The organism is Sphingomonas sp. DBB INV C78 (assembly GCF_042693015.1).
In the GTDB taxonomy this organism is placed as follows: domain Bacteria; phylum Pseudomonadota; class Alphaproteobacteria; order Sphingomonadales; family Sphingomonadaceae; genus Sphingomonas_E.
This window is the reverse complement of the sequence record NZ_CP170544.1, coordinates 750773-776705: the sequence shown is the minus strand read 5'-3', so window position 1 is coordinate 776705 and position 25933 is coordinate 750773. Positions and strand designations below refer to the sequence as shown.

Genomic DNA, 25933 nt, shown 5'->3' with positions numbered 1-25933 from the left:
TCATGGCCTCGGACATCGTGAACGAACAAGCGACGAGCGACCCGACCTTCTATCTGGTCGAAGAGGAGCATCACCACGAGCCCGGTGGTGCCACGATGCTGGGCTTCTGGATCTACCTGATGAGCGACGCGCTGATCTTCGCGACGCTCTTCGCCACCTTTGGCGTGCTGAGCACCAGCTATGCGGGTGGGCCTGCGCCAAGGGATATCTTCGAACTGCCGCTAGTGGCGGTGAACACTGGCCTGCTGCTGGTATCATCGATCACCTACGGCTTCGCGATGATCGCGATGCAGGAAGGCAAGCTGCGCGGCGTGCAGTTGTGGCTGGTGATCACCGGCCTTCTCGGCGCCGGTTTCGTCGGCATCGAGCTCTACGAATTCGCGAACCTGATCGCAGAGGGCGCGACGCCCCAGCGCAGCGCTTTCCTCTCCGCTTTCTTCACCCTCGTTTCCACCCACGGCCTGCACGTCACCTTCGGCATCATCTGGCTGTGCGTGATGCTCGTGCAGCTCGGACAGCGCGGGCTGCACCCGGAAAATCAGCGCCGGCTCTTCTGCCTCAGCATGTTCTGGCATTTCCTCGATGTCGTCTGGATCGGCGTCTTCACCTTTGTCTACCTACTGGGGGTTCTGCGATGACCGACGTCACCCACGGTCAGGCCGCGCACGACGAGGGCCATCTGCACCCGCATCTTTCGCGCCGCGGCTATCTGATCGGCTTTCTGCTATCGGTTGTGCTGACGGTCGTGCCCTTCTGGCTGGTGATGACCGGCAGGCTCGACGCCCAGGCGACCACGGTCATCATCATCGCTCTGGCCGTCGTCCAGATCTTCGTCCACACGGTCTGCTTCCTCCACGTCAATGCGCGGAGCGAAGGCGGCTGGACGCTGATGGCCTATATGTTCACCGCCGTGATGATACTCATCGTGATCGCGGGGTCGCTGTGGATCATGTACCATCTCAACACCAACATGATGCCCATGACGGAGGCGGGAAACCCGCCCTGAACGGCCGCGCCAAATGGGCGATGCTGCTGGCAATCGCCCTGTTCGCCACCGCGACCTTCCTCGCGCTCGGCGTCTGGCAGATCGAGCGGCGCTCATGGAAACTCGACCTGATCGCCCGGGTGAAGGAACGGGTCCACGCGCCGCCTGCGCCTCCGCCCGCGTTTGCCCCATGGACAGAGGCCGAGGCGCGACAACAGGAATATCGCCACGTCGCGCTCACCGGGACATTCCGTCACGATCGCGAGACATTGGTCCAGGCGCTGACCCTGCGCGGCGCCGGCTTCTGGGTGCTGACGCCCTTGCAGACCGCGAACGGCCTCGTCCTCGTCAATCGCGGCTTCGTTCCCCCCGACAAGCGCGATCCGGCCACCAGAAAAGCTGCCCAGGCATCAGGGCAGGTCCGCGTCACCGGATTGCTGCGGTTGAGCGAACCGGGCGGCGGCTTTCTGCGCGTAAATGATCCAACCGCGAACCGCTGGTATTCGCGCGACGTGGCGGCGATCGCTGGCGCCCGGCATCTTCCCGCCGTGGCGCCCTATTTCGTCGATGCCGACGCGGCGCCCAATCCCGGCGGCTATCCGGTCGGCGGGCTGACCGTGGTCAAGTTCTACAATCAGCACCTCTCCTACGCGCTGACCTGGTTCACCATGGCCATATTAAGCGCGGCGGCATCCTTGTTGGTGCTGACGCGGGGGCGGGATCGATGATTGTCAGGGTAGCCGGACACCCAGGCTCAGGATCGCACCGGTCGAAGCGTCGCGGACATCGTGCATGACGCCCAGCCACACATTGGCAATGGCGGTCGCCAGCGCATAGCCCGCGGTCAATGTGAAACGGCGCTCGCCGGATAGTGGCACGTCGACATTGGCGAAACGCAGCGTCTGCGTGGTGACGTCATAGCCCGATCCAAAGGTTAGGTGGGCGGTGCCGCTTTCGATCATCAGCGGCTGCGCAACGCCAAGGCTGAGCGCCCCGCCAAGCGCCGGGCGCGTCGCCTGGACGCCGAAGCGGTTGCCGATCAGCGGCGTGGCATCGGTAATCAGCGAAGCGCGGTCGATCTTGAGCTGGGTCGCGCCCACCGAGGCATAGCCTTCCACGCTCCACTCGCCGAGTTCAAGCCGATGATGCGCTTCGATCACGGCCGTCGTGGCGCCGCGCCCGAGCTTGAGCGCACCGCTGGACCGAGCGCCCAGCACCGCCGCCTCCTCATCGATCAGGCTGACCCGCAGCTCCGTCGCACCCCGCACCAGCGATGCGGTGATGGCGCTGGCTGTTACGCCATCCATGCCGCCATTCGAGAAAGTGAAGCCCACCCGGCCCACCGCCATCGCTCGATCGAAGCCGGCGCTGGCGTCGATCTGCGGCGCATAAGCGAGCACGGCGTTGGATACCGGCGCTAGACCCATGATGTCACGCTGCAGCGAGTCCTGAGCGTTATAGGCCGCGTGAAACGTGGTGCGTCCGGCTCGGAACGCCACTTCCCCCGTCGTCATCGCCGAACGCCGGTTTCCTTCGGGATCGACAGGGCTGCTGGTATAGCCGAAGCTACCGCTCAGCGGACCGGCACTGATCGCCGCCTGGCCGCCCCCGGCAAGGCTGCGGATCCGCCGGCGCAACCAGCGCGCATCCCGGCTATCGGGCTTGACCACCATCCCCGACAGCGACGCCGCATAATCGCGGCCGTAAGCATCGAGCAACGTCACATCAGTCAGCGCCGTCTGGATCAGCGTCGGATCGATCGCTTCGGGCACCATCATCGCCGCATCGCCAAGCGATGTCTGCGTGATCCCGTTCGAAAGGGTGGGGTTGACCGGTGACAGCGCGGCGCGGAAATCGACGAGGCCATGTCCGTAGATGGCATCGACTCCGGGTGCACCCAGGTCTTGCGCGGTCGTCAGGATGATGTCGCCGGCCAGCTGGCCGGTGAGTTGAGGCCATTTCGAAAGGATGTCGGCGGCGAGCGCACTCACGACGGGCGCGGCCGAGCTGGTGCCTGAGAACGGAGCGGCCTGGCCGTCGACGCCGGTCGTGATGTTGGAACCGGGCGCGACGACGAAGCGATCCGCGGCACTGCCCGCCCGGTTCGAATAATCGGCGATGGTGGGCGTCCCGCCGCTGCCGATCGCCCCGACAATGATCCAGCTCGCGCGATTGGCGGCCGTCAGATTGGGCGCCTCGGTGGGCTCGGGCTCTCCGTCATTGCCCGCGCTGTTGACCAGCAGGCCGCCGGTGCCGGCATAACGCTCCGCCGCCGCCGCGAATTCCGGAAAGTCCCCGCCGGCAAGCGATCGGTTGACGACCTTGATGCCCCGCGCCGCGGCGAAATCCAGCGCTTCGATATTGTTCCCCCCGTCGAACAGCTCGCTGCCGTCCGTGTCGACATCAGTGATGCGCAGCACCGCGATCCGCGCCTTGGGTGCGAAGCCGACGGTGCCCGCCCCGTCATATTTGCCGGCGATGACGGTCGCCACCTGCGTGCCATGATCGGATTCGCTGTCGCCGATCGCATTGCGGCGCTGGCCGGTGGCCAGCCGTTGCCCGAAGTCCCGCGAATTGGCGGTATCGATCTGGCCGGCAAGGTCCGTGGTGGCAACCGCACCGTCATCCATCACGCCCACGGTGACGCCCTGCCCCTGCCAGCCGGACGTGAAGATATAGGCGCCATTCACCGCGGCCGCGCTCGCATCGAAATAGCGCATCTCGCGGGTATCGGTGGGCGTCGGGGTCGGAGCTGGCGTCGGGGTCGGTGTCGGCGTGCCGATCGTCCCGCCGTTCGATCCCGCACTATTGACGCCCCCGCCGCCCCCACAGGCGCTCAGCGACGCGGCGAGGATGAGAGCTGAACCGGTACGAAGAGGGTGAATCATGCGGGCTCCTTCGTCCCGCAGATGGATTTTCTTAGTTAACGACCCGCTAACGATGCGACGAGCATCCGCCGAAGCTGGTCGAAGCCAGCCATACGCCACCCTTTGGCGTTGCACGCGCCATCCGCGGCCGATCAATCGGCGACGATCACCAAGTCACGCAACAACGCCCCGGAACAATGCGCCATCAACCGGCGACGGTCAGACGAATTCGTTCAGTTCGGGGGTCATCGCGTGCTGGAGCGGCAAAGCCGTACCGCAGAAGGCACATTCCGCGCTCTTCCGTCCGACGAACCAATGCATCTTCCCGCATCCCGGGCAGTGATTCACTTCATTCGCACGATAGACGAGCCGATAACCGACATTTTCGAGTTCTGTCCGAGAGAAATGCTTCGTCATGGACGTTCTCCGATGCTGCCGCGTGTAGTTGCTCCCCCTGATGAGCAAGTTCCGCGACGCCGCGGAACGGCTCGTCGACGATATAGCACCTATTATCGACTAAACCGATTGCATTGGCGGCATGGCAACGCTTGTCGCGCGGCCTGTTGCGAAAAGGCCACGCCCCTTCGCAATGGACAGTCGAGGGGCGGCCCACTAGCCAAGGGCCATCACCGATAAGGAAAATCAGATGGATCGCCGTTCCTTCATGTCCAGCGCAGGCGCGCTTGCCCTTTCCGCCACGCTTCCGGGCACCGCCTTGGCCCAGACGGCCGGCGCCGCGGATGCCCGGCTGAAGACACTGCTGGACAAGATTTTTTACGCCCGCATTGATGACAGCCCGGAACAGGCGACGCGGCTCGGCCTCGACACCGGCGAGCGCGCTGTCCTGCGCTCCAGGCTCGACGATGAATCCGCCGCCGGCCGCGCCCGCCGGGCCGCTCGCGCCAAAAGCGAGCTTGCCGCGATCAAGGCCATCGACCGGTCGAAGCTCGGCAGCGCGGCCGCCGTCGATTATGATGTCGTCCGCTATCAGCTCGAACGCGACATCGGCGCGACCGACCGTTTCCAGTACGGCCAGTCCGCCGGCCGGCTCGCGCCTTATGTGCTGAGCCAGCTTACCGGTGCCTATCGCGATGTCCCCGATTTCCTGGATTCGCAGCACCGCGTCGCCAACCAGGCCGATGCCGAAGCCTATCTCGCCCGTGTGACCGCGCTCGCCAAGTCGATCGACGACAATACGACGCAGCAGCGCGAGGATGCGGCCAAGGGCGTATTCGCGCCGGACTATATCCTCGATACGACGCTGAAATTGCTGTCGTCGCTGCGCGATCAGCCGGCGGCGCAGACGGTGCTGGTCAGTTCCTTCGCGGGCAAGCTCAAGGGCGCGAGCCTGCCCGCCGATCTCGCCGCCAAGGCCGAGGACATCGTGGCGAAGCAGGTCTTCCCCGCGCTCGATCGCCAGCGCGCGCTCGTCACTGAGCTTCGCGCCAAGGCGACGCATGATGCGGGCTGCTGGCGCCTGCCCGATGGCGACGCTTATTATGCGGCCGCCGCCGAAGCCGCGACCACCACCAAGCTCAGCGGCGACGAAATCCACAAGCTCGGGCTCGAGCAGGTCGCCGAGATCAGCAGCCAGATCGACGCGATCCTCAAGACGCAGGGGATGAGCCAAGGCACCGTCGGCGAACGGATGGTCGAGCTCAACAAGCGCCCCGACCAACTTTTCGCCAACACCGACGAAGGACGCGGGCAACTCCTCGATCTGCTCAACACCCAGATCAAGGCGATGTATGCGCGCCTGCCCGAAGCTTTCTCCACCCTGCCCAAGGCCCCGGTCGAGGTGCGCCGCGTGCCCCCCACCATCCAGGCGGGCGCACCGGGCGGCTATTATCAGAACGCCCCGCTCGATGGCTCGCGCCCGGCCATCTATTTCATCAACCTGCGCGACACCTTCGATCGGCCGAAGTTCGGCCTAGCCACGCTGTCCCACCATGAAGCGGTGCCCGGCCACCATCTCCAGGTGACGCTCGCGCTCGAATCCGCGGAAATCCCGCTCATCCGCCGCCGCGGCTTCTTCAGCGGCTATAGCGAAGGCTGGGCGCTCTATTCGGAGCAGCTTGCCGACGAGATGGGCATGTATGAGGGTGCCCCCTTGGGCCGCGTCGGCTACCTCCAGTCGCTGCTGTTCCGCGCGACGCGGTTGGTCGTCGATTCCGGTATGCATGTGAAGCGCTGGAGCCGCGAGAAGGCGACCGATTATCTCATCGCCACCACCGGCATCGCCCGCGGCCGCAGCCAGGGCGAAATCGACCGTTACACCGTCTGGCCCGGCCAGGCGTGCAGCTACAAGATCGGCCACACCGTCTGGAACCGCCTGCGCGAAGAGACCAAAGCGAAGCAGGGCGCGAATTTCGATCTGAAGCACTTCCACGATGTGCTGCTGCTCGGCGCGATGCCGCTCACCGTGCTCGAACAGATCGTGCGGTCGCGGGCATAGTTTTTACGTACGCGTAAAATCTCCTCGTCACCCCGAACAAGTCCGGGGTGACGATGGAGAGCGTCCAGGAGCAACCCCCGTCCCAAAGCGGGAACCGCGCTCTCGCCCGCCATCCCAAAGCGCCGCTTCCCAAAGGCCGGCCGATCTATATACTGTCCTCATAGAGTTGGTCGGTTTCCCGCGTGCCGGGTTGAACCATTTAAGGCTCCACCTCGGCATCCCGGGCGCCCAAGCCACGGACGGGATCGAGGATGGTTGTGGCAATCGTCATTGCCCTGCTGGTGCTGGGCTCGATCATTTTCCACTTGGCAAGTCCATGGTGGCAGACCCCGCTTGCGTCCAACTGGGGCTCGATCGACACCGCACTCAACGTCACGCTGTGGATCTGCGCTGCCGCATTCGTCACGCTCAACCTGTTCATGGCCTGGTCGATCTATCGCTATCGCCATCGGCCCGGCCACACCGCCCATTATGAGCCCGAAAACACCCGGCTCGAAAAGCGGCTGACCTTCTGGACCGGCATAGGCATCGCCGGGATGCTCGCGCCCGGACTGGTCGCCTGGCACGAATATGTCACGGTGCCCGCCAACGCCGCGGTGGTCGAGGCGACCGGCCAGCAATGGCAATGGGGTTTCCGCTTCCCCGGCAAGGATGGCGTGCTCGGCACCACCAATGTGCGGCACATGAGCCCCGAAAACCCTTTTGGGCTCAGCCCGCGCGATCCGCACGGGCGTGACGACATATTGATCGAATCTCCGGACCTGCGGCTCCCGATCGACCGGCCCGTAAAGATGGTGCTGCGGTCAAAGGACGTGCTCCACGATTTCTACGTGCCGCAATTCCGCGCGAAGATGGATCTCGTCCCCGGCATCGTCACCTATTTCTGGGTCACGCCCACCAAGATCGGCACTTACGAGATCCTCTGTGCGGAGCTGTGCGGCACCGGCCATCACATGATGCGCGGCACCGTGACGGTGGTGAGTGGGCGCGAGTTCGACAGTTGGCTGGCCGAACAGCCGACCTACTCGCAGTTGCTGGCGCAAGCGCGGACCGACGAGACCCGTCTGGCTCAGGCTGACCCGACCGGCAGGGTAGCGAAGGGAGTTCGTTGATGGCAACCGTTACCCTCGCCGACGATCTCACGCCGCTCCACCATCCGAAGACATGGATCGGCAAATATGTCTGGAGCCTCGATCACAAGGTCATCGCCGTCCAATATTCGCTGACCGCGATCGCAATCGGCCTTGTCGCGCTCGTCCTCTCCGGCCTGATGCGCCTCCAACTCGGTTTCCCCGATACCTTCCACTTCATCCAGCCGGAGCAATATCTCCAATATGTGACCATGCACGGCATGATCATGGTGGTGTATCTGCTGACGGCGCTGCTGCTCGGTGGGTTCGGCAACTACCTGATCCCGCTGATGGTGGGCGCGCGGGACATGGTGTTCCCGTTCGTCAACATGCTGAGCTACTGGGTCTATCTGCTCGCCGTTCTGGTGCTGGTATCGAGCTTCTTCGTCCCCGGAGGGCCCACCGGAGCGGGCTGGACGCTCTATCCGCCGCAAACGATCCTGGAGGGCACGCCCGGCCACCAATATGGCATCATCCTGATGCTGGTGAGCCTCGCTTTGTTCATCGTCGGCTTCACCATGGGCGGCCTCAATTATGTGACGACCGTCCTCCAGGCGCGATGCAAGGGCATGACGATGATGCGGATGCCCTGTTCTGTCTGGGGCATCTTCATCGCCTCGATCATGGCCCTGCTCGCCTTCCCGGCTTTGTTCGTCGCCGCGATCATGATGCTGCTCGATCGCATCGTCGGCACCAGCTTCTTCATGCCGGCGGTCCTCTCGATGGGGAAGGAACTCGGCTATCAGGGCGGCAGCCCGATCCTGTTCCAGCATCTCTTCTGGTTCTTCGGCCATCCCGAAGTCTATATCGTCGCGCTGCCCGCCTTCGGCATCGTCTCCGATCTGATCAGCATCCACGCGCGCAAGAATCTGTTCGGCTACCGGATGATGGTCTGGGCGATCGTCATCATTGGCGCGCTCAGCTTCTTCGTCTGGGCGCACCATATGTATGTGTCGGGGATGAACCCCTATTTCGGTTATTTCTTCGCGACATCAACGCTGATCATCGCCATCCCGACCGCGATCAAGGTCTATAACTGGCTGCTGACGCTCTATCGCGGCGACATCCATTTGCGCGTGCCTATGCTGTTCGCGATCGGCTTCCTCTTCACCTTCATCCATGGCGGGCTGACCGGCCTGTTCCTAGGCAATGTCAGCGTCGATGTGCCCTTGAGCGACACCTTCTTCGTCGTCGGCCATTTCCACATGGTGATGGGCGTCTCCCCAATCCTGGTGATCTTCGGCGCGATCTACCACTGGTATCCGCTGATCACCGGCCGGATGTGGAACGAGAAGCTCGGCAAGCTCCATTTCTGGATCACGATCCTCGGCGTCTATTCGATCTTCCTGCCGATGCACTATCTGGGCTTCCTCGGCGTCCCGCGGCGCTATTATGCGCTGGGCGAGACTGCCTTCATCCCGCAGTCCGCGCACACCGCGAATGAATCCATCACGATCGCCGCTTTGATCGTCGCAGTCGCGCAGATCATCTTCTTCGTGAACATGTTCTGGAGCCTGTTCCGCGGGCCGAAGTCCGAACGCAATCCCTGGGGCGCCGCGTCGCTCGAATGGCAGACGCCGGATATGCCGCCCGGCCACGGCAATTGGGGGCCGCGCCTGCCGGTCGTCTATCGCTGGGCCTATGATTATAGCGTGCCCGGCGCACCGCGCGATTTCATCCCGCAGAACGAGCCGCCTGCCGAAGGCGAGCGGCGGCACCCGACATGAGCCTGATCGCCACCCTAACCGAAAAATCCTGGGAGACGCCCGGCCTCGATGCGGCCGCCATCGCGCGGGATGATCGCGAAGGGCCGTTCGATCCCGGCATCTTCATCGGCGTGTTCCTGTGCGTGGTCGCGGTCATATTCCTGCTCGTCACCTCGGCCTATTTCATGCGGATGGGCGTCCACGGCCCGATCGGCCACGGCGCGGGCGATTGGGGTGCGATCACCGAACCGCCCTTGCTCTGGGTCAACACCGCGGTCCTGATCGTGAGCAGCCTCGCTTTCCACGCCGCACAGACGGGCGCGCACCGCAACCGCTCGTTCCTGCTCCGCTTCGGCCTGCTCGCCGGCGGTGCGCTCGGTATCCTGTTTCTCGTCGGCCAGGTGACATTGTGGCGGCAACTGGCGGAATCCGGTTATTTCCTCGCGCTCCACAGCGGCATCTGCACCGTTAGCGGCGATCCGCTGACCGCGCCCGCCAACCAGTTCCTCAGCGGCAATCCCGCGATCGCCTTTCTTTACCTCATCACCGGGCTGCACGGTGTGCATATCATCGGCGGGCTGGTCGCGTGGGGTGTTACCGCCCAGCGTGCCTTTGCCGCTGCCGTACCCATGGCGGTCGAACGCAGCGTCACGCTCTGCGCCCGCTACTGGCATTTCCTGCTGCTCGTGTGGCTAGCCATGTTCGGATTGATGCTGATGACCTGACCGGCGGAGGCTGGGGACAATGTCGCAAACCGTATTGACCAAAACCGATCCTGCCGATCCCGTGCCGCCGTCGCTGCGCGAGCTGGGGGCGGATTGGGCCGCCGATCAGGAGGTGTTCAAGGCCGTCCACTGGGGAAAGGCCATGATGTGGATCTTCCTCCTGTCGGACACCTTCATCTTCTCCTGCTTCCTCACCTCCTACATGACGATGCGGTCTTCGGTGACGGTGCCCTGGCCGAACCCGAGTGAGGTGTTCGCCCTCACCATCTTCGGCCACCATATCCCGTTGATCCTGATCGCGATCATGACCTTCGTGCTGATCTCGTCGAGCGGCACGATGGCGATGGCGGTCAACTTCGGATACCGCCGCAACCGCAAGGTGACCGCGCTTCTGATGCTGGCGACCGCCCTGCTCGGCGCCACCTTCGTCGGCATGCAGGCCTTCGAATGGACGAAGCTGATCTTCGAGGAAGGCGTGCGCCCCTGGGGTAACCCGATGGGCGCGGCGCAGTTCGGCGCATCTTTCTTCATGATCACCGGCTTCCACGGTCTCCACGTCTCGGCGGGGGTGATCATGCTGCTGATCGTCGCGTCGAAGGTGGCGCGCGGCCATTATGACCGGCGCGGCGACTATTCGGCGGTCGAGATCGCCGGCCTTTACTGGCACTTCGTCGATCTCGTCTGGGTCTTCATCTTCGCATTCTTCTATCTGTGGTGAGAGGGCGGCCATGAACCACGCAACGCATCACGATCATGACGAAACGCTCCCGCCGGCCACCAACGAGCCTGGGCAGCAGCATCCGTTGGGCGTCTATTTCAAGGTCTGGGGCTATCTATTCGTCCTGAGCGCGATGTCCTATGCGGTCGATTATTTCCAGGTCCAGGGCATCATGCGCTGGGTGCTGATCATCACCTTCATGCTGCTGAAAGCCGGGCTGATCGTCGCGATCTTCATGCACATGGCGTGGGAAAGGCTGGCTTTGGTCTATGCCATCCTCGTCCCGCCCTTGTGCCTCGCGACGCTGGTGGGGCTGATGCTGATCGAGTCCAACTACACCTTCTGGACCCGCGTCCTGTTCCTCGATTTCGGGGGCTGAGGCGATGAACCGCTGGAAATGGACCAATGTCATCGCCGCCGTCGCGCTGGCCGTCGCCACCGCCGGCGGCGCGACGATGTTCGCCAAGCGGCTGTTCCAGCCCATCTATCCGGGCGATCCGGCCTATGCGCCCGCGGATGTTGGCGATCCGGTCGATCTCGCCGATCTTCAGCGCGGCTGGCCGCAGGGGCTCGATACCCGTGCGGCCAAGGCGCGGCTCGCCGGTTACATGACGAATGTCGAGCGCGGCACTGTCGTCATGCCCGCCATGTCGGGGGCAGCAACACCCGCCGCCCCGCCGCCCGATCTCGGCACGCTGCTGGCCTCGGCCAATGTCGACAAGGGCAAGGGCAGCGCAAAGGTCTGTCTCACCTGCCACACCTTCGAAGCCGGCGGCCCCAACCGCACCGGCCCGAACCTGTGGGCCGTGGTCGGCCGTGATATCGGCTCGCACGCGGGCTTTGCCTATTCCGCGGCCGTCGCCGGCAAACCCGGCGCCTGGACCTATGAGGAACTGGACAAATATCTGACCGCCCCGGCGCGCGAGATACCCGGCAACAAGATGGCCTTCGCCGGCATCCGCAACCCCGCCGACCGCGCCAGCCTGATCGCCTACCTCGCCAGCCTCAGCCCCAAGCCCCTGCCCTATCCGCCGCCCAAACCGGTCGTTGCCGCGGCGCCGGCCAAGACGGCAGCGCCTTAAGCTGGAATGACTTCGACGGCCAAAGCCGTCATCGCTGGCTGGCCCGTAAGCGGATCGACACGACGGGCGGTCACCAATGTCGCCGTGTTTGTCGCCGGCCAGCCGTGCGCAAGTGCAACCCCGCCAATCGGCATCGACCGATCATGCTCGGCTCTCGCCAGAAGTGACCCATCGTCTGATTTCAGGGTCGCAAGCTGGCCGTCGGCAATTCCGAGATTTGCGGCATCCGCCGGGTTGATGTGAATGGTCGGGCGTTCACGACTTTTTGCCGATGGAACGTAGCCGGTCGAATTGACGCGCCCGATCTGCCGCCCGCTCAGCAAGTGCAAACCCGCGGCGGCGGGCGGCCGACCAATCAGATCGCGCAACCGCGCCAGGAAAGCCGGTGACGCAATCCGCCAGCGATTGTCCGCCAGCAGCCCGTGTCGCACCCATTCGGGCCGTCGCGCATGAGCGATGCCTTCCGGTCCCGCAGCTTGCAGAGCAGCGAAATCGCCATGCCCCGCCTCCACCAACAACCGCATGGCATCCTCGTCCGTCAACTCGGATGCGTTCCTGCCTCCGAAGATGCTCGTGCCCATCCTCTCGCCAAGTTCCGCAAGCACGCGCCACGATGCTTTTCGCGATCCGACGGGCGGGACCACCGCGGGCGCCAGCATCGTGTGGCTTTCGACAAGCACGTCGGCGCGCTCCAATTGCCCCGCGACCGGCAGGACGTGCGTGGCAAGTTTCCCCAGCGGCGTATCCAGAATATCCAGCACGATCAGCGCGTCGAGCTTGCCCAGCATCGCGATGGTGCGCTCCGGATCGGGCAGCGCCGTCAAGGGGTTGCCGCCAAGCACGATCAGGCATCGAATGCGGCCGGCAGCGATCTCGTCTGCTATGGCAACGGACGGAAATTCACCGAACACGCGCCGCAAGTCCGGCCGGCTTTTCGGGCCGTCGGCCACCGCGTCCGAATGGGCTTGTGCAGGCGGGCGGCGATCGAGCGCATTGAGCCAAAGCGGGTCGAACATCATCCCGCCGGCGCTGTCGAGCGAACCGGTGACGGCAAGGATCGCCCATCTCAGCCATTCGACGAGCAGCGCGTTGGCCCCCAGCGTGATCCCGGTGCCGGCGACGATGGCAAATTGCCGCGCATCCCCCGCCTTTTCGACCAAATCGCAGATCGTGTTCGGCGTCAGACCCGTCTCGTCCACCACCCGGTCAAGCGTCACCTCCTGGGTGGCGTCTTGCAGCGCGCGAACATCATCCGCCGTCACGCCCGGGGGCGTCTCGCGTCCGTCGCGCAGCAATTCGCGCAGCAGCCACGCCAGCAGCCAGGCGTCGCTGGCTGGCCTGATCGACAGATGCCGATCCGCTGCCTTGGCCGTCCGCGTAACTTTCGGGTCCACCACCCACAGTGCGCCACCGGCCGCCTGGAAGCTGCGGATCCGGTCGGCCGGGTTCGGCAGCATCGTCACATAGCCATGTGAAACCAATGGGTTGAAACCCAGGAACAGGGCAAATCGGCAGGTCCGATTTTCGGGCGTCCAGACAGGCAACAGATCCGGCCAGCCCGTCACCGTTTCGGCGGCCACCAGCGCCGGCGCCACGTCCACCGTCGCAGCCGAATAGAATTGGATGCCCGGCATTTGCGCGACGAGATCCGCACGCGCCTTCATGCCCAGGCTGTCGAGCACGTGGCCCGTCCCCTGATAGATCGCGATCGACTCCTCGCCGCCTATGGCCAGAGCGTCCCGCAATTTCGCGCCGGCATCGTCGAGCACGGCGCGCCACGCCGACGGCAAGCCGTGAAGTCGCGGATGCAGCAAGCGACCATCCTGGTGATGGAATGCCGGCAGCGACGCACCCTTTGGACAGATATAACCGCTCGATCGAGGATCGAGGGGATCGCCGCGAACGCGGAGAATTTCGTCGCCGACCGCCTCGACAACGATACCGCAAACCGCCGAGCAACATCGGCAATGCGTTCGCACCGATCGAACCGCAGAATTGCCCGCTACAATGCTGTCTTGCGCCATGCGATGCCTTTTTCGTCCAACTGGCATATAACATGACAAGCCGACATGGCGAACCGATAGAATGTCGCGAGGCTTTTGCCGGGCGGAGGTCGCAACTCAGACCAGTGAAGCAGGCTCCGCCGCCGTCTCCCGTATGATCGTGGCGAGATCGCCGCGCCCCACCGCCTCGCCTATCAGCAGCAAGGTGGGATCATCGTCGCTCACCGTCTCCACCAGAAAGGCGAGCGCATCCAGCCGCCCGCGGATCAGCCGCTCGCTGGGCAGCGACACATCGACCGCGACCATCACCGGCGTATCGGCAGCCCGTCCCGCCGCGATCAATCGGCCGGCAATCTCGCCCGCCGCCGCCCGGCCCATATAGACGGCCAGGGTCGCATCGGGTGCGGCCAGCGCCTGCCAGTCGAGATCGAGTGCTTCCCCGGCGCGCGCGTGGGCCGTCACAAGCGTCAGCCGCCGCGCCATGCCGCGCAGCGTGAGCGAGGCGAGCCCGCTGGCCGCTGCCGCGCTCGCCGCCGTCACGCCGGGGCAGATGCGCACCGTCATGCCATGCGCTTCCAGATGCTCGATCTCCTCGGTCGAGCGGCCGAACACCGAGGGATCGCCGCCCTTCAGCCGCACCACTCTCTTGCCCGCCTGCGCGGCCGCGAGCAGCAAATCGTTGATCGTCTCCTGCGCCTTGGAATGGCGGCCCGATCGCTTGCCGACGCTCACCTGCTCCACGCCCGCCGGGATCAGATCGATGATGCCCGGTCCAACCAGTGCGTCGTAGAAGACGATGTCGGCGCTCGCGATCAGCCGCTCGGCCTTGCGCGTCAGCAGATCGGGATCGCCCGGCCCCGCGCCCACCAGCCAGACCGTTCCCGGCGCGAATTCCTCAGCCATGTGCGGCCTCCTTACGAGTTTCGGCGATCAGGCGTGCGATTGCGGGGCGGCACGAGCCGCAATTGGTGCCCGCGCCGAGTGCCGCCCCGACTGCGCCGACATCCACCAGATCCTGCGCCGCGATGGCCGACACGATCGTCTTCATGCCGACATCGAAACAGACGCAGACGATCGCGCCCCGATCCGCCTGCGCACCCGGCGCGCGGCCGGCGAGCACCGCCGGCCCCTGCGGCTGATCGAGCTGGCCGATCAGCCAGTCGCGGGACGGCAGTTCCCCCGATCGCGTCAAGAACAGCACCGCGACCAGCCGGCCATCGCGCAGCACGGCAACGCGCCGCGTGCCGCGCGCTGGATCGGACGCCTCGATCCGCTCACCTTTTGGCAGGCAACGCTCGACACTAGAGGGATCGCCCTGCCCGCCCAATTCCCACAGCGCGCCGCCGGCCACCGTTACGCGCGTCGCCCACAGTGCCGCCGGCTGGGCTTCCGCCTCGCCCCGCACGATCAGGAAACCGCGCCAGTCGAGTGCGACGGGCTCGATCCGCGCCGGGGTCGACTTGAAACCGGGCTGGCCCGAATGCGGATCGACCAGCGCCCGGGCGAGCCGTCCCGTGCGGCCGCCGGTCGATTGCTGGTCGGTCCAGTGGATCGGCGTGAATATCTCGCCGCGTCGCTGGCCCTCGCTGATCGTCACGCGGAACAGGCTCTCCCCCTGCGGCGTCGCCACCCTCGCGATCGCGCCGTCCGCCAGCCCGATCGTGCCCGCATCCGCCGGATGGACCTCGACCAAAGGTTCCTCGCGATGGCGGGCAAGCTTTGGCGACAGTCCGGTTCGCGTCATCGTGTGCCACTGGTCACGGTAACGCCCGGTGTTGAGCGTCAAAGGCCAGTCGCGCAGCGGATCGGCGAGCGGCATCTGCTTCACCGGCACCAGCCGGGCGCGGCCCTCCGGCGTCGGGAAACGGCCGTCGGCAAAGGCTTCGCCGCCCCAGCGGAACGGCGCCATCGCATCATAGGCGTCATTGCCGATTGCGGCGTGCGCGCGCAGGTCGAACAGCCGCGCTCCGTCATTCTGATAGGCCGAAAGGCGCGCATGTTCGCGCCAGATGTCCGCCGGGCGATCAAAGGCAAAGGCGGTGGGCCATCCCATGCGCCGGCCCACTTCCTTGACGATCCACCAGTCGGGCTTCGCTTCGCCCGGCAGCGGCAGGAAACCGCGCTGGCGGCTGATCGTGCGATCCGAATTGGTGACCGTGCCGTCCTTCTCGCCCCACGCCGCGGCCGGCAGGCGGACATGGGCGTCGACCGAGCTGTCGGTCTGTTCGATCACGTCGGAGACGACAAGGAACGGGATTTTCGCCAGCGCATCGCGCACGCGGCCCGCATCGGGCAGCGAGACGGCGGGGTTGGTCGCCATGATCCACAGCGCCTTGATCCGCCCCTCCTCGACCGCGCGAAACAGATCGACCGCCTTCAGGCCCGGCTTCGTCGCCATCCGCTCCGCCGCCCAGAACCGGCCAACGCGCGCGACATTCTCGTCCGCGAAATCCATATGCGCCGCCAATGTCGAGGCAAGCCCACCCACCTCTCGCCCGCCCATCGCATTGGGCTGGCCGGTGATCGAGAAAGGCGCCGCGCCCGGCTTGCCGATCCGGCCCGTGGCGAGGTGGACGTTGACGATCGCATTCACCTGATCGGTGCCGCGGATCGACTGGTTTATCCCTTGGCTGAACAGCGTGACCGTGCGCGGATTGTGCGCAAACAGATCGAAAAAGCGCTGCACATCGGCCGCCGGAAGGTCGCAGGTCTTCGCCACCGACCAGAGGTCCGAGCCCGTGTCGAGCTGGCTCCAGAAATCCTCCGGCATCGCCACGCTCGCATCGACGAAGGCCTCGTCGATCACCCCCTCGCGCCGGCAATGCGTCAGCAGCCCGTTCATCAGCGCGACGTCGCTGCCGGGCCGCAGCGGCAGATGCAGGTCGGCATCCTCGCACGTCTCGGTGCGGCGCGGATCGATGACGACCAGCTTCGTGCCCCGCGCCGCCCGCGCCGCCTGGATGCGCTGATAGACGATCGGGTGGCACCAGGCGGCGTTCGATCCGACGAGCACGATCAGGTCGGCCTGGTCGAGATCGTCATAGCTCGCCGGCACCACATCCTCGCCGAACGCGCGGATATGGCCGGCAACCGCGCTCGACATGCACAGCCTTGAATTGGTGTCGATATTGCCCGAGCCGATGAACCCCTTCATCAGCTTGTTGGCGACGTAATAATCCTCGGTCAGCAACTGGCCCGAGACGTAGAAGGCGACGCTGTCCGGCCCGTGCCGCGCGATCGTGTCGCGAAAGCGTCTGGCGACAAGATCGAGCGCCTTGTCCCAGTTCGCGCGCTTCGCCCCGATCATCGGGTGGAGCAACCGTCCCTCCAATCCCACCGTCTCGCCGAGATGCGTCCCCTTCGAACAGAGCTTGCCGCGATTGGCAGGATGATCGCCGTCGCCGCGGATCTCGACCGATCGCTCGCCGGTGCGCGTCGCGAGGATGCCGCAGCCGACGCCGCAATAAGCGCAGGTGGTGCGGGTCGCTGCCACTACGCCGCCTGCGCCAGCGTCGAGGCGCGGCAGATCAGCACGCGGCCCGCATCCACCTTCACCGGCACCGTCGGCGTGCAGCCCTTGTCCTCGCCCTGCGCCTCGCCGGTCTTGAGCGAGATCGCCCAATTATGCAGCGGGCAGCTTACCGAATGGCCGTGGATGATGCCCTGGCTGAGCGGCCCGTGTTTATGCGGGCAGCGATTGACGAGCGCGAACACCTGATCGTCGCCGGTGCGGAACACCGCGATCTCGGGCCCGCCCGCGACGGGAACGGTGCGCGATCCACGCAGGGGAATCTGATCGATCGGCCCGATGTCGAGCCAGTCTCCGGTGAACATGGGCATCACTCCGCTGCCATCATTGCAAGGGGCCGCACTTCGCCGAGATGCGCGTGCAACTGCCGGTCCGCACCCTCGGCGCGCTCGGCCCACGGGTCCTTCTGGCAAAAGCTTTGCGAGAACAGGAACCGCGCGGTCAGCGCCTCGCGGCGAACGTCGTCCTCCGCGATCCGCTCGCGGATATATTCCACGCCCACCCGCTCGATCCACGGCGCGGTCCGCTCCAGATAGCGCGCTTCCTCGCGGTAGAGCTGGATGAAGGCGGCGCAATAATCCATCGCCTGCTGCTCGGTCTCGACCTTGCAGAGCAGGTCCGTGGCGCGAACCTTGATGCCGCCATTGCCGCCGACGTGGAGCTCATAACCACTGTCGACGCACACCACGCCGAAGTCCTTGATCGTCGCTTCCGCGCAGTTTCGCGGGCATCCCGAAACGGCGATCTTGAACTTGTGCGGCATCCACGAGCCCCAGGTCATCCGCTCGATCTGGACACCCAGCCCGGTCGAATCCTGCGTGCCGAAACGACACCATTCGGAGCCCACACAGGTCTTCACCGTGCGCAGCGACTTGCCATAGGCATGGCCCGAAACCATGCCCGCCGCGTTGAGATCGGCCCACACCGCGGGCAGATCTTCCTTCTTGATCCCAAAGATGTCGAGCCGCTGGCCGCCCGTCACCTTCACCATCGGCGCGTTGAATTTCTCGACGACATCGGCGATCGCGCGCAGTTCGCGAGGGTTGGTGAGCCCGCCCCACATCCGCGGCACGACCGAATAAGTGCCGTCCTTCTGGATGTTGGCGTGCATCCGTTCATTGACGAAACGGCTCTGCTGGTCATCGACATAATCGCCGGGCCATGCGCACAGCAGATAATAATTGAGCGCGGGCCGGCAGGACGAGCAGCCGTCCGGGGTCGACCAACTCAGCCGCTGCATCACCTCGGGGATCGACTTCATCGCCTGCGCCACGATCTCGCGGCGGACATCGTCATGGGTGAAGCTGGTGCATTTGCACATCGTCTTCGGCCCGGCCTGCACCGCGTCGCCCAGCGTGACCGCGAGCAGATTCTCGACCAGCCCGGTGCAGGAGCCGCAGCTTGCCGATGCCTTGCAGCCGGCACGCACGGCATCGAGGCTGCACGCCCCCTTTTCGATGCAGGCGACCACCTGCCCCTTGGACACGCCGTTGCAGCCGCAGATTTCCGCATCGTCGGAAAGCGCCGCAACGGCCGCCTTAGGGTCCGTCGCGCCCCCTCCTTGGGCGAAGGCCTGGCCGAAGATCAGATTGTCGCGGATGCCGGAAACATCCTCGCTTTTCTTCATCAGGTCGAAATACCAGTTGCCGTCGGCGGTATCGCCATAGAGCACCGCACCGACCACGCGGTCGTCCTTCACGATCACGCGGCGATACTGGCCGCGCGCCGCATCGCGCATCACGATATCTTCTGCGCCGTCACCGCCGGAAAAGTCGCCGGCGGAAAAGACGTCGATGCCCGAAACCTTGAGCTTGGTGGAGGTAACCGACCCCTCATAGCCGGTCGGCCCGGTCGTCAGCCCATCGGCGAGCGCCCGGCACATCTCCCACAAAGGTGCGACCAGACCGTAGCAAAGCCCGCGATGCTCGACGCATTCGCCCACCGCCAGCACGTCCGCGTCAGACGTCACCATATGATCGTCGACCTGGATGCCGCGTCCCACCGCAAGGCCCGACGCCTGCGCCAGCCGCGTGTTGGGGCGGATACCCACCGCCATCACCACCAGGCTCGCCGGGATCTCGCGTCCGTCCTTCAGCCGCACGCCCTCGACCTTGCCGTCGCCATAGATTTCGGCCGTGTCCGCGCCGGTCAGGATCGTCTGGCCACGCGCCTCCAGCGCATTCTTCAGCAGCCAGCCCGCCGCCTCGTCGAGCTGACGTTCCATCAACGTCGACATAAGATGGATCACCGTCACGCCCATGCCACGGAGCGTCAGCCCGTGCGCCGCTTCCAGCCCCAGCAGGCCGCCGCCGATGACGACGGCATGGCCGCCATTCTCGGCCGCGCGCAGCATGGTGCCGACATCATCCATGTCGCGGAAGGTGACGACGCCCGGCAAATCCTTGCCCGGCACCGGAATCACGAACGGATCGGAACCCGTGGCGATCAGCAATTTGTCATAGGCGATGGTGCGGCCCGACGCGCTCGTCACCGTCTTCGCCTGCCGGTCGATCGCCGTTACTGCATCGCCGGCGACCAGCTCGATGCCGTTGCCGGCATACCAGGCCTCGTCATTGATGACGATGTCGTCGAAGCTCTTCTCGCCCGCCAGCAGCGGCGAAAGCATGATGCGGTTGTAATTCACCCGCGGTTCCGCGCCGAAGATGGTGATGCGGAAACGGCTGGCATCACGCGCCAGCACCTCCTCCACCGCGCGGCACCCGGCCATGCCGTTGCCGATCACCACCAGATGCGGCTTGCGCGGCGTCGCGGCGGGGACGGCTGCCCCTTCGTCCGCCTGTTCCAGCTTGCCCGTAAACTCCATCGCCCCATCTCCGAACACGAAAAAAGCCGCCTTCAACCTGCCCCGGATGGGGTGGTCGAAGGCGGCTTTGCCTCTTGGCGCTGCCGGTGTTGGGCCGGCCGCTACCCTGATCCCCGTCTATGGGGTTCCGGGCCTATTTTGCGCGGACATCCTTGCCCGCTGGATCAAAAGATGCGTGATTCTCCACGCATCTGCAAGTGTGTTTTGTGCACTGCGGAAAATTCCCTGTTCTTGAGTCCTGCTCAGCCGATCGCCATCAACGTCGCATTGCCGCCCGCGGCCGCGGTGTTGGTGCTGATCACTTTCTCTTCCAGCAGCAGATCGAGATTGTAGCCCGATCGGCTGGAGAAGAGGTCCGCGGCCGTCGCGCCCTGAACGATGACGATACGGCCTTCGCGTTCGGCCACGGCTGCATTGACCGCGATCAACGCGTCGGCGTCGCCTTCGAACAATACGCCGCCGAGATCGGGCTCGGTCGCCCAGGAGGCGCTGCGGTGGACGCGCTTGGCAAGTGGGGGCGGCAACCCGTCCAGCACCGGCAGCGCGGGATGGCCGGCCTCGACCACGGCGTCATTGCCGGTGGCGAACACGGCGCCGAGCTGGATCAGCAGGCCGGTGGTCGACGACGCCAGCAGGGCGACGCGCCCGCGCGGCTCCAGCCGGTAGAGGTTGCGTTCACCCACTGGCCCCGGCAGTTCGGACACCGCACCCAGGGGAATGCCGACCGCCTGGCCCTTGCAGGCGAACAAAGCCTCGCCATGGCCCGCATCGCGCAGCCAATCGACATAGGTGTGGAAGGGCGCGAGCTGGGCCGCATCGGCAACCAGCGCCGGCTTGTCCTCCGACGGGCGCACGGCCAGCAGCCGTGGCACATAGAGCGGACCGCCAGCCTTGGGGCCGGTGCCCGAAAGCCCCTGCCCGCCGAACGGCTGCACGCCGACGACCGCGCCGATGATGTTGCGGTTCACATAGACGTTGCCGGCATGGCTGCGATCGGACAGGCGCGCGATCGTTTCGTCGATGCGCGAGTGGATGCCGAAGGTGAGCCCGTAGCCGGTAGCGTTGACCGCATCGATCACCGCCTCGCGATCCTCCCGCGCATAACGCAGCACATGGAGGACGGGGCCGAACACCTCCTGTTCGACATCGGAGATCGCGTCGATCTCGATCATCGTCGGCGGGACGAAGGTGCCGTGGCGCGCCTCATCGGGCATGGGGAGCGCGCGGACATTGTGGCCCTTGGCGGCCATCGCCTCGATATGGCTGGCGATCCGCTCGCGCGCTTCGGCGGTGATGACGGGGCCGACATCGACCGAGAGACGATCGGGATTGCCGACGCTGAGCTCGTTCATCGCGCCCCACAGCATTTCCAGCGTGCGATCCGCAACATCGTCCTGAATGCAGAGGATGCGCAGCGCCGAGCAGCGCTGGCCGGCGCTGTCGAAGGCCGAGGCGATGACATCGCCCACCACCTGTTCGGCAAGCGCGGAGCTGTCGACGATCATCGCGTTCATGCCGCCGGTTTCGGCGATCAGCGGGATCGCATGGCCTTCCGGCGTCACCCGCTTGGCGACGGTGCGCTGGATGATGCGGGCCACCTCGGTCGATCCCGTGAAGACGACGCCGCGCACGCGGGCATCGCCGGTGAGGAGGCCGCCGACCTCGCCAGCACCGGTGACGAGTTGGAGCGCATCGGCAGGAACGCCGGCTTCATGCAGCAGGCGCACGGCTTCGGCAGCGATCAGCGGAGTTTCCTCGGCCGGCTTGGCGAGCACGGTGTTGCCGGCGGCCAGCGCCGCAGCGACCTGGCCGGTGAAGATGGCGAGCGGGAAATTCCACGGGCTGATGCAGGCAACGGGACCGAGCGGGCGATGCGTGTCCGACGCGTAATTCTGCGCGGCATCGGCATAATAACGCAGGAAATCGACCGCTTCGCGGACCTCGGAAATGGCGTTGGGCAGCGACTTGCCGGCTTCGCGGACGATGAGGCCGAGGAGCACGGGCATCCGCGCCTCCATCAGGTCCGCCGCGCGGCGCAGGCAGGCGGAACGCTCCGCCGCCGGGGTCGCGCCCCATACCGCCTGTTCACGGGCGGCGCGGGCGAGGCTCGCCTCGACCATGACGGGCGTGCAGTCCCAGACGGTGCCGACCACATCGCGCTGGTCGGCGGGGTTGTAGACCGGGCGCTCGATGCCGCCGGCGTCCGCGGGTTCGGCCCGCCAGCCGATCGCCGCACTCGTCAGCAACGCAGCCGACAGCGAGGCGAGGCGCTGTTCGTTGGCGAGATCGAGCCCGGCCGAATTGGGCCGCGACGCGCCGTAAAGATCGCGGGGCGACCGGATCGCCGGGTGCGAGGAGCCGAGCGGCTCGATCTTGCGCGCGGCATCGACCGGATCGGCGATCAGGCTCTCGATCGGAATATCCGCATTGCCGATCTGGTTGACGAAGGAACTGTTGGCGCCGTTTTCGAGCAGGCGGCGGACGAGATAAGCCAGCAAGGTCTCATGCGTGCCGACAGGCGCATAGATGCGGCACGGACGGCCCAGCTTGGCCGACCCGACGACCTCTTCATAGAGCGGTTCGCCCATGCCGTGCAGGCACTGGAATTCGTACTGGCCGGCATAATAATTGCCGCCGGCCATCGCCATGACGCTCGCCAGCGTGCGGGCATTGTGCGTCGCGAATTGCGGGAAGACCGCGTCGGGCGCCGCCAGCAGCTTGCGCGCGCAGGCGAGGTATGACACGTCGGTGTGAATCTTGCGGGTGAAGACCGGGAAGTCCTCCAGCCCGTCCACCTGGGCGCGCTTGATCTCGCTATCCCAATAGGCGCCCTTGACCAGACGGATCATCAGCCGGTGGCCGGTACGGCGCGCCAGATCGATGACATGATCGATCACATAGGGACAGCGCTTGGAATAAGCCTGGATGACGAAGCCGATGCCGTTCCAGCCCTTGAGCTCCGGCGCGGCACACAGCCCTTCGAGCAGGTCGAGCGAGATTTCGAGGCGATCGGCCTCCTCCGCGTCGATATTGACGGCGATGTCATAGCTGCGGGCGAGGATGACCAGCGCCTTCAGCTTGGGGAAGAGTTCCGCCACCATCCGCTCATGCTGGGCGCGCGCATAACGCGGGTGGAGCGCCGACAGCTTCACCGAGATGCCGGGGCCTTCGTAGATGCCACGACCGCCGGAGGCCTTGCCGATCGCGTGGATGGCGCGTTCATAATCCGCATAATAACGCGCAGCATCAGTCGCGGTGGTCGCGGCTTCGCCCAGCATGTCATAGGAATAACGGAAGCCCTTGGCCTCCATCGTGCGGGCGTTGGCGAGCGCTTCCCCGATATCTTGGCCGGTGACGAACTGTTCGCCCATCATCCGCATCGCCATGTCGACGCCCTTGCGGATCACCGGCTCGCCGCCGCGGCCGATCAGCTTGGTGAGCGCCGAGGACAGGCTCTTTTCGCTGGCGGTGGAGGTGAGCTTGCCGGTGACGACCAGACCCCAGGTGGCGGCATTGACGAACAAGGACGGGCTGCGGCCGACATGCGATTGCCAATCACCGGTCGAAATCTTGTCGCGGATCAGCGCATCGCGGGTGGCGCGATCGGGGATACGGAGCAAAGCCTCGGCCAGGCACATCAGCGCCACGCCTTCCTGGCTGGACAGCGAATATTCCTGGATCAGCCCTTCGACGCCGCCGCCCTGCCCCTTTTCGCGGAGCGCGGTGACGAGCTGGGCGGCGGTGGCATCCGCCACCTTCTTCTGCTCCGGCGTCAGCGTCGCTTCGGCAAGCAGATAGGGCAGGCATTCGCGTTCGGGCAGGCGATAAGCGGAGGTGATGCGGGCACGCAGCGCACCTTGCGGCTGCACATTCTGGGCAAAATGGATGAAGGGTGCGGGCGGCGCTTCGGCATTCGGCGTGAAATGAACCTCGCCATCATCGACGATCAGGCTTTCATCGGCGATCGACCGATCGCCCCGCTCGATCGCCTCGATCGCGCCGATCAGCGATTTCTTGGCGAGCCAGTGCGGCGTGCGCCCAATCTCCCCAGCGGCATCCTTCAATCGCTGGCGAAGATCCTCGCTCACCTTCACACCGATCGTCGAGTCCGCCATGGGTTGCACCTATTTCACTATCTGGTTTCACCTTGAAAGTAGCACAACGATTTAGACGGTGAAACCCCCGCCCGCAGCCGGTTCCCCGTCCATTTGAATATTGTCGCCGCGACTCGCACGCGCGATGCTGCGGCAAAATACAACGGAGTAGGGGATGACCACGAATCCATATGCGGCAAAGCCGTGGCTGAAGCTGTTCGCCGACGGGCAACCGCATGATCTGAAGGCAAGCTTTCCCGACATGCTGACGGCGTTCCGCGCGACGGTTGCCGCGGCGGGAAACCGACCGGCGATCCGTTACGAAGGCTGGACAATCAGTTGGGCCGATCTCGACGCCAGCAGCGAGAAGCTGGCGGCCTGGGCGCGCGACCGTGGTGTGGCGCAGGGCGACCGCGTCGCCATCATCCTGCAGAATGTGCCGGCCTTCGCGATCGCGGCCGTCGCCGCCTGGAAGCTGGGCGCCATCCCCGTCCCCGGCAATCCGATGTATCGCGCAGCCGAGATCGCGCGCCAGTTCGCCGACAGCCGGCCCACCCTGCTCATCTGCCATGACGATCATGAAGCGACGGTGCGCGAGGCGCTGGCGATCGTCGGTGACGACCGGCCGGTGCTGACGACGCCCACTCGCGGGACGGGCGGAACGATCGAGGCCGCGATTGCCGAGGGTGGCGCGGCGCTGCCGGCTGTTGCCATTTCCCCGGATGATCTCGGGCTGATGCTTTACACGTCGGGCACCACCGGCGCACCCAAGGCGGCGATGATCACGCACGCCAGCCTGGCATGGAACAGCGAGGCGATGGGCACCTGGTTCGAGGCCGACGGCGACAGCCGCCTGCTGTGCATCGCCCCCTTCTTCCACATCACCGGTTTCGCCGCGCAACTGACGCTGGCGATCGTTCGGCGATCGACGATGATCCTGTTCGGGCGCTTCGATCCCGCTTTGACGATCGACGTGATCCGCTGCGAGCGGCCGACCTGGACGGTGGGCGCGATCACCGCCTTCAACGCGCTCGCCAGCCTGCCCGACGTGACGTCGGCCGATTTTGCGAGCTTCCACCGCGTGGATTCGGGCGGGGCGCCGATCGCGCCGGCACTGCGCGAGACGATCGCCGAACGCATCGGCCACAAGCTCTACGCCGCTTATGGCATGACCGAGACGGCATCGGTGACGCATAGCTGCCCGCCGGGGCGCGCGGTTCCGGTCGACGCCGCGAGCGGCGCCTTTTCGGTCGGCATCCCCTATATCGGCACCGAGGCGATGGTGGCGGACGAGGCCGGCAACCCCGTGCCGGTGGGCGAAGTCGGCGAAATCTGGATGCGCGGGCCGCAGGTGATGACCGGTTACTGGCAGAAGCCCGACGAAACCGCCGCGACGCTGCATGAAGGCTGGATGCGATCGGGCGATGTCGGCTTCATGGATGCGGATGGCTGGTTCTATCTCGTCGATCGCAAGAAGGACTGCATCATCGCCTCCGGCTTCAAGGTCTGGCCGCGCGAGGTGGAGGATGCGCTGCACGCCCATCCGGCAGTGCGCGAGGCGGCGGTCGTCGGCGCGCCCTGCGTTTATCGGGGCGAGACGGTGATCGCGCATGTCTCGCTGCGCGTGGGCGCGACGGCGGACGAGGCCGGCCTGATCGCGCACTGCCGCGAGCAGCTTGCCGCCTATAAGGTGCCGCGGTCCATCCGCATCGCCGACGAACTGCCCAAGACCGCGACGGGCAAGATCCAGCGCAACGTGATCCGCGAAGTGGAGGCACAGGAAGCCACGGCATCGACATGAGGCGATTTGGGCGT

19 protein-coding genes and 1 pseudogene are annotated in these 25933 nt (G+C 65.5%); 11 read left to right on the top strand and 9 right to left on the bottom strand.

Annotation, left to right across the window (positions count from 1 at the left end):
• Positions 1-2: 2 nt before the first annotated feature.
• Genes cyoC through ACFB49_RS03865 form a run of 3 tightly spaced genes read left to right on the top strand, consistent with a single transcriptional unit; the run spans position 3 to position 1713 of the window.
• Positions 3-638 (top strand): cytochrome o ubiquinol oxidase subunit III, encoded by a 636-nt coding sequence (cyoC, locus tag ACFB49_RS03875; RefSeq protein WP_380876187.1) that lies wholly within the window; start codon positions 3-5, stop codon positions 636-638.
• Complete coding sequence (gene cyoD / locus ACFB49_RS03870) at positions 635-1006, top strand: cytochrome o ubiquinol oxidase subunit IV (RefSeq protein WP_380876185.1); 372 nt, start codon at positions 635-637, stop codon at positions 1004-1006. The genes cyoC and cyoD overlap by 4 nt, the downstream gene beginning before the upstream one ends.
• Before the next feature lie 20 nt (positions 1007-1026).
• Positions 1027-1713, top strand: a complete 687-nt coding sequence (locus ACFB49_RS03865; RefSeq protein WP_380876183.1) for an SURF1 family protein — start codon at positions 1027-1029, stop codon at positions 1711-1713.
• Between the two features lie 3 nt (positions 1714-1716).
• Here the strand turns inward: ACFB49_RS03865 and ACFB49_RS03860 are convergent, their stop codons facing one another.
• Together ACFB49_RS03860 and ACFB49_RS03855 are read right to left on the bottom strand one after the other, a co-directional pair.
• Positions 1717-3873, bottom strand: coding sequence for a S8 family peptidase (locus tag ACFB49_RS03860; RefSeq protein ID WP_380876180.1), 2157 nt, complete (start codon positions 3871-3873; stop codon positions 1717-1719).
• Positions 3874-4071: 198 nt separating this feature from the next.
• On the bottom strand, positions 4072-4269 hold the full coding sequence (locus ACFB49_RS03855; protein WP_380876177.1) for a hypothetical protein: 198 nt from the start codon (positions 4267-4269) through the stop codon (positions 4072-4074).
• Between the two features lie 229 nt (positions 4270-4498).
• Here ACFB49_RS03855 and ACFB49_RS03850 point away from each other — a divergent pair, with 229 nt between their 5' ends.
• The 7 genes from ACFB49_RS03850 (at position 4499) to ACFB49_RS03820 (ending at position 11668) form a co-directional block, all read left to right on the top strand.
• On the top strand, positions 4499-6307 hold the full coding sequence (locus ACFB49_RS03850; protein WP_380876175.1) for a DUF885 domain-containing protein: 1809 nt from the start codon (positions 4499-4501) through the stop codon (positions 6305-6307).
• A gap of 251 nt (positions 6308-6558) precedes the next feature.
• Positions 6559-7419 carry a cytochrome c oxidase subunit II gene (locus tag ACFB49_RS03845; RefSeq protein WP_380876172.1) on the top strand — a complete coding sequence of 287 codons (861 nt, stop codon included), beginning with the start codon at positions 6559-6561 and terminating at the stop codon, positions 7417-7419.
• A complete protein-coding gene (locus tag ACFB49_RS03840; protein ID WP_380876170.1) occupies positions 7419-9164 on the top strand; it encodes a cbb3-type cytochrome c oxidase subunit I in 1746 nt (581 codons plus the stop codon). Before ACFB49_RS03845 ends, ACFB49_RS03840 begins: the two co-directional genes overlap by 1 nt.
• Positions 9161-9868, top strand: coding sequence for a heme-copper oxidase subunit III (locus tag ACFB49_RS03835; protein WP_380876168.1), 708 nt, complete (start codon positions 9161-9163; stop codon positions 9866-9868). The genes ACFB49_RS03840 and ACFB49_RS03835 overlap by 4 nt, the downstream gene beginning before the upstream one ends.
• Positions 9869-9887: 19 nt before the next feature.
• The gene (locus tag ACFB49_RS03830; RefSeq protein ID WP_380876165.1) at positions 9888-10586 is read left to right on the top strand and encodes a heme-copper oxidase subunit III family protein; all 699 of its coding nucleotides are present in this window, start codon (positions 9888-9890) and stop codon (positions 10584-10586) included.
• Positions 10587-10596: 10 nt separating this feature from the next.
• Positions 10597-10965, top strand: a complete 369-nt coding sequence (locus ACFB49_RS03825; protein ID WP_380876164.1) for a cytochrome C oxidase subunit IV family protein — start codon at positions 10597-10599, stop codon at positions 10963-10965.
• A 4-nt stretch (positions 10966-10969) separates the two neighbouring features.
• Positions 10970-11668 carry a c-type cytochrome gene (locus ACFB49_RS03820; RefSeq protein WP_380876162.1) on the top strand — a complete coding sequence of 233 codons (699 nt, stop codon included), beginning with the start codon at positions 10970-10972 and terminating at the stop codon, positions 11666-11668.
• Here the strand turns inward: ACFB49_RS03820 and ACFB49_RS03815 are convergent.
• From ACFB49_RS03815 to putA, 7 genes and pseudogenes are all read right to left on the bottom strand, one after another.
• On the bottom strand, positions 11665-13482 hold the full coding sequence (locus ACFB49_RS03815) for a molybdopterin dinucleotide binding domain-containing protein (RefSeq protein ID WP_380879814.1): 1818 nt from the start codon (positions 13480-13482) through the stop codon (positions 11665-11667). The two genes, ACFB49_RS03820 and ACFB49_RS03815, sit on opposite strands and share 4 nt — an antisense overlap.
• A gap of 30 nt (positions 13483-13512) precedes the next feature.
• Positions 13513-13692: pseudogene (locus ACFB49_RS03810) on the bottom strand (hypothetical protein); the annotation flags it as partial.
• Between the two features lie 96 nt (positions 13693-13788).
• Positions 13789-14574 carry a uroporphyrinogen-III C-methyltransferase gene (gene cobA, locus ACFB49_RS03805; RefSeq protein ID WP_380876159.1) on the bottom strand — a complete coding sequence of 262 codons (786 nt, stop codon included), beginning with the start codon at positions 14572-14574 and terminating at the stop codon, positions 13789-13791.
• A complete protein-coding gene (locus tag ACFB49_RS03800) occupies positions 14567-17164 on the bottom strand; it encodes a molybdopterin-dependent oxidoreductase (RefSeq protein WP_380876157.1) in 2598 nt (865 codons plus the stop codon). The genes cobA and ACFB49_RS03800 overlap by 8 nt, the downstream gene beginning before the upstream one ends.
• Complete coding sequence (gene nirD / locus ACFB49_RS03795) at positions 17164-17505, bottom strand: nitrite reductase small subunit NirD (protein WP_380879812.1); 342 nt, start codon at positions 17503-17505, stop codon at positions 17164-17166. Before nirD ends, ACFB49_RS03800 begins: the two co-directional genes overlap by 1 nt.
• A 5-nt stretch (positions 17506-17510) precedes the next feature.
• The gene (gene nirB / locus ACFB49_RS03790) at positions 17511-20024 is read right to left on the bottom strand and encodes a nitrite reductase large subunit NirB (RefSeq protein WP_380876154.1); all 2514 of its coding nucleotides are present in this window, start codon (positions 20022-20024) and stop codon (positions 17511-17513) included.
• Between the two features lie 242 nt (positions 20025-20266).
• Entirely contained in the window at positions 20267-24139 is a 3873-nt protein-coding gene (putA, locus tag ACFB49_RS03785) for a trifunctional transcriptional regulator/proline dehydrogenase/L-glutamate gamma-semialdehyde dehydrogenase (RefSeq protein ID WP_380876152.1), read from the bottom strand.
• Between the two features lie 154 nt (positions 24140-24293).
• Here putA and ACFB49_RS03780 point away from each other — a divergent pair, with 154 nt between their 5' ends.
• On the top strand, positions 24294-25919 hold the full coding sequence (locus tag ACFB49_RS03780; protein WP_380876149.1) for a class I adenylate-forming enzyme family protein: 1626 nt from the start codon (positions 24294-24296) through the stop codon (positions 25917-25919).
• Positions 25920-25933 lie beyond the last annotated feature (14 nt).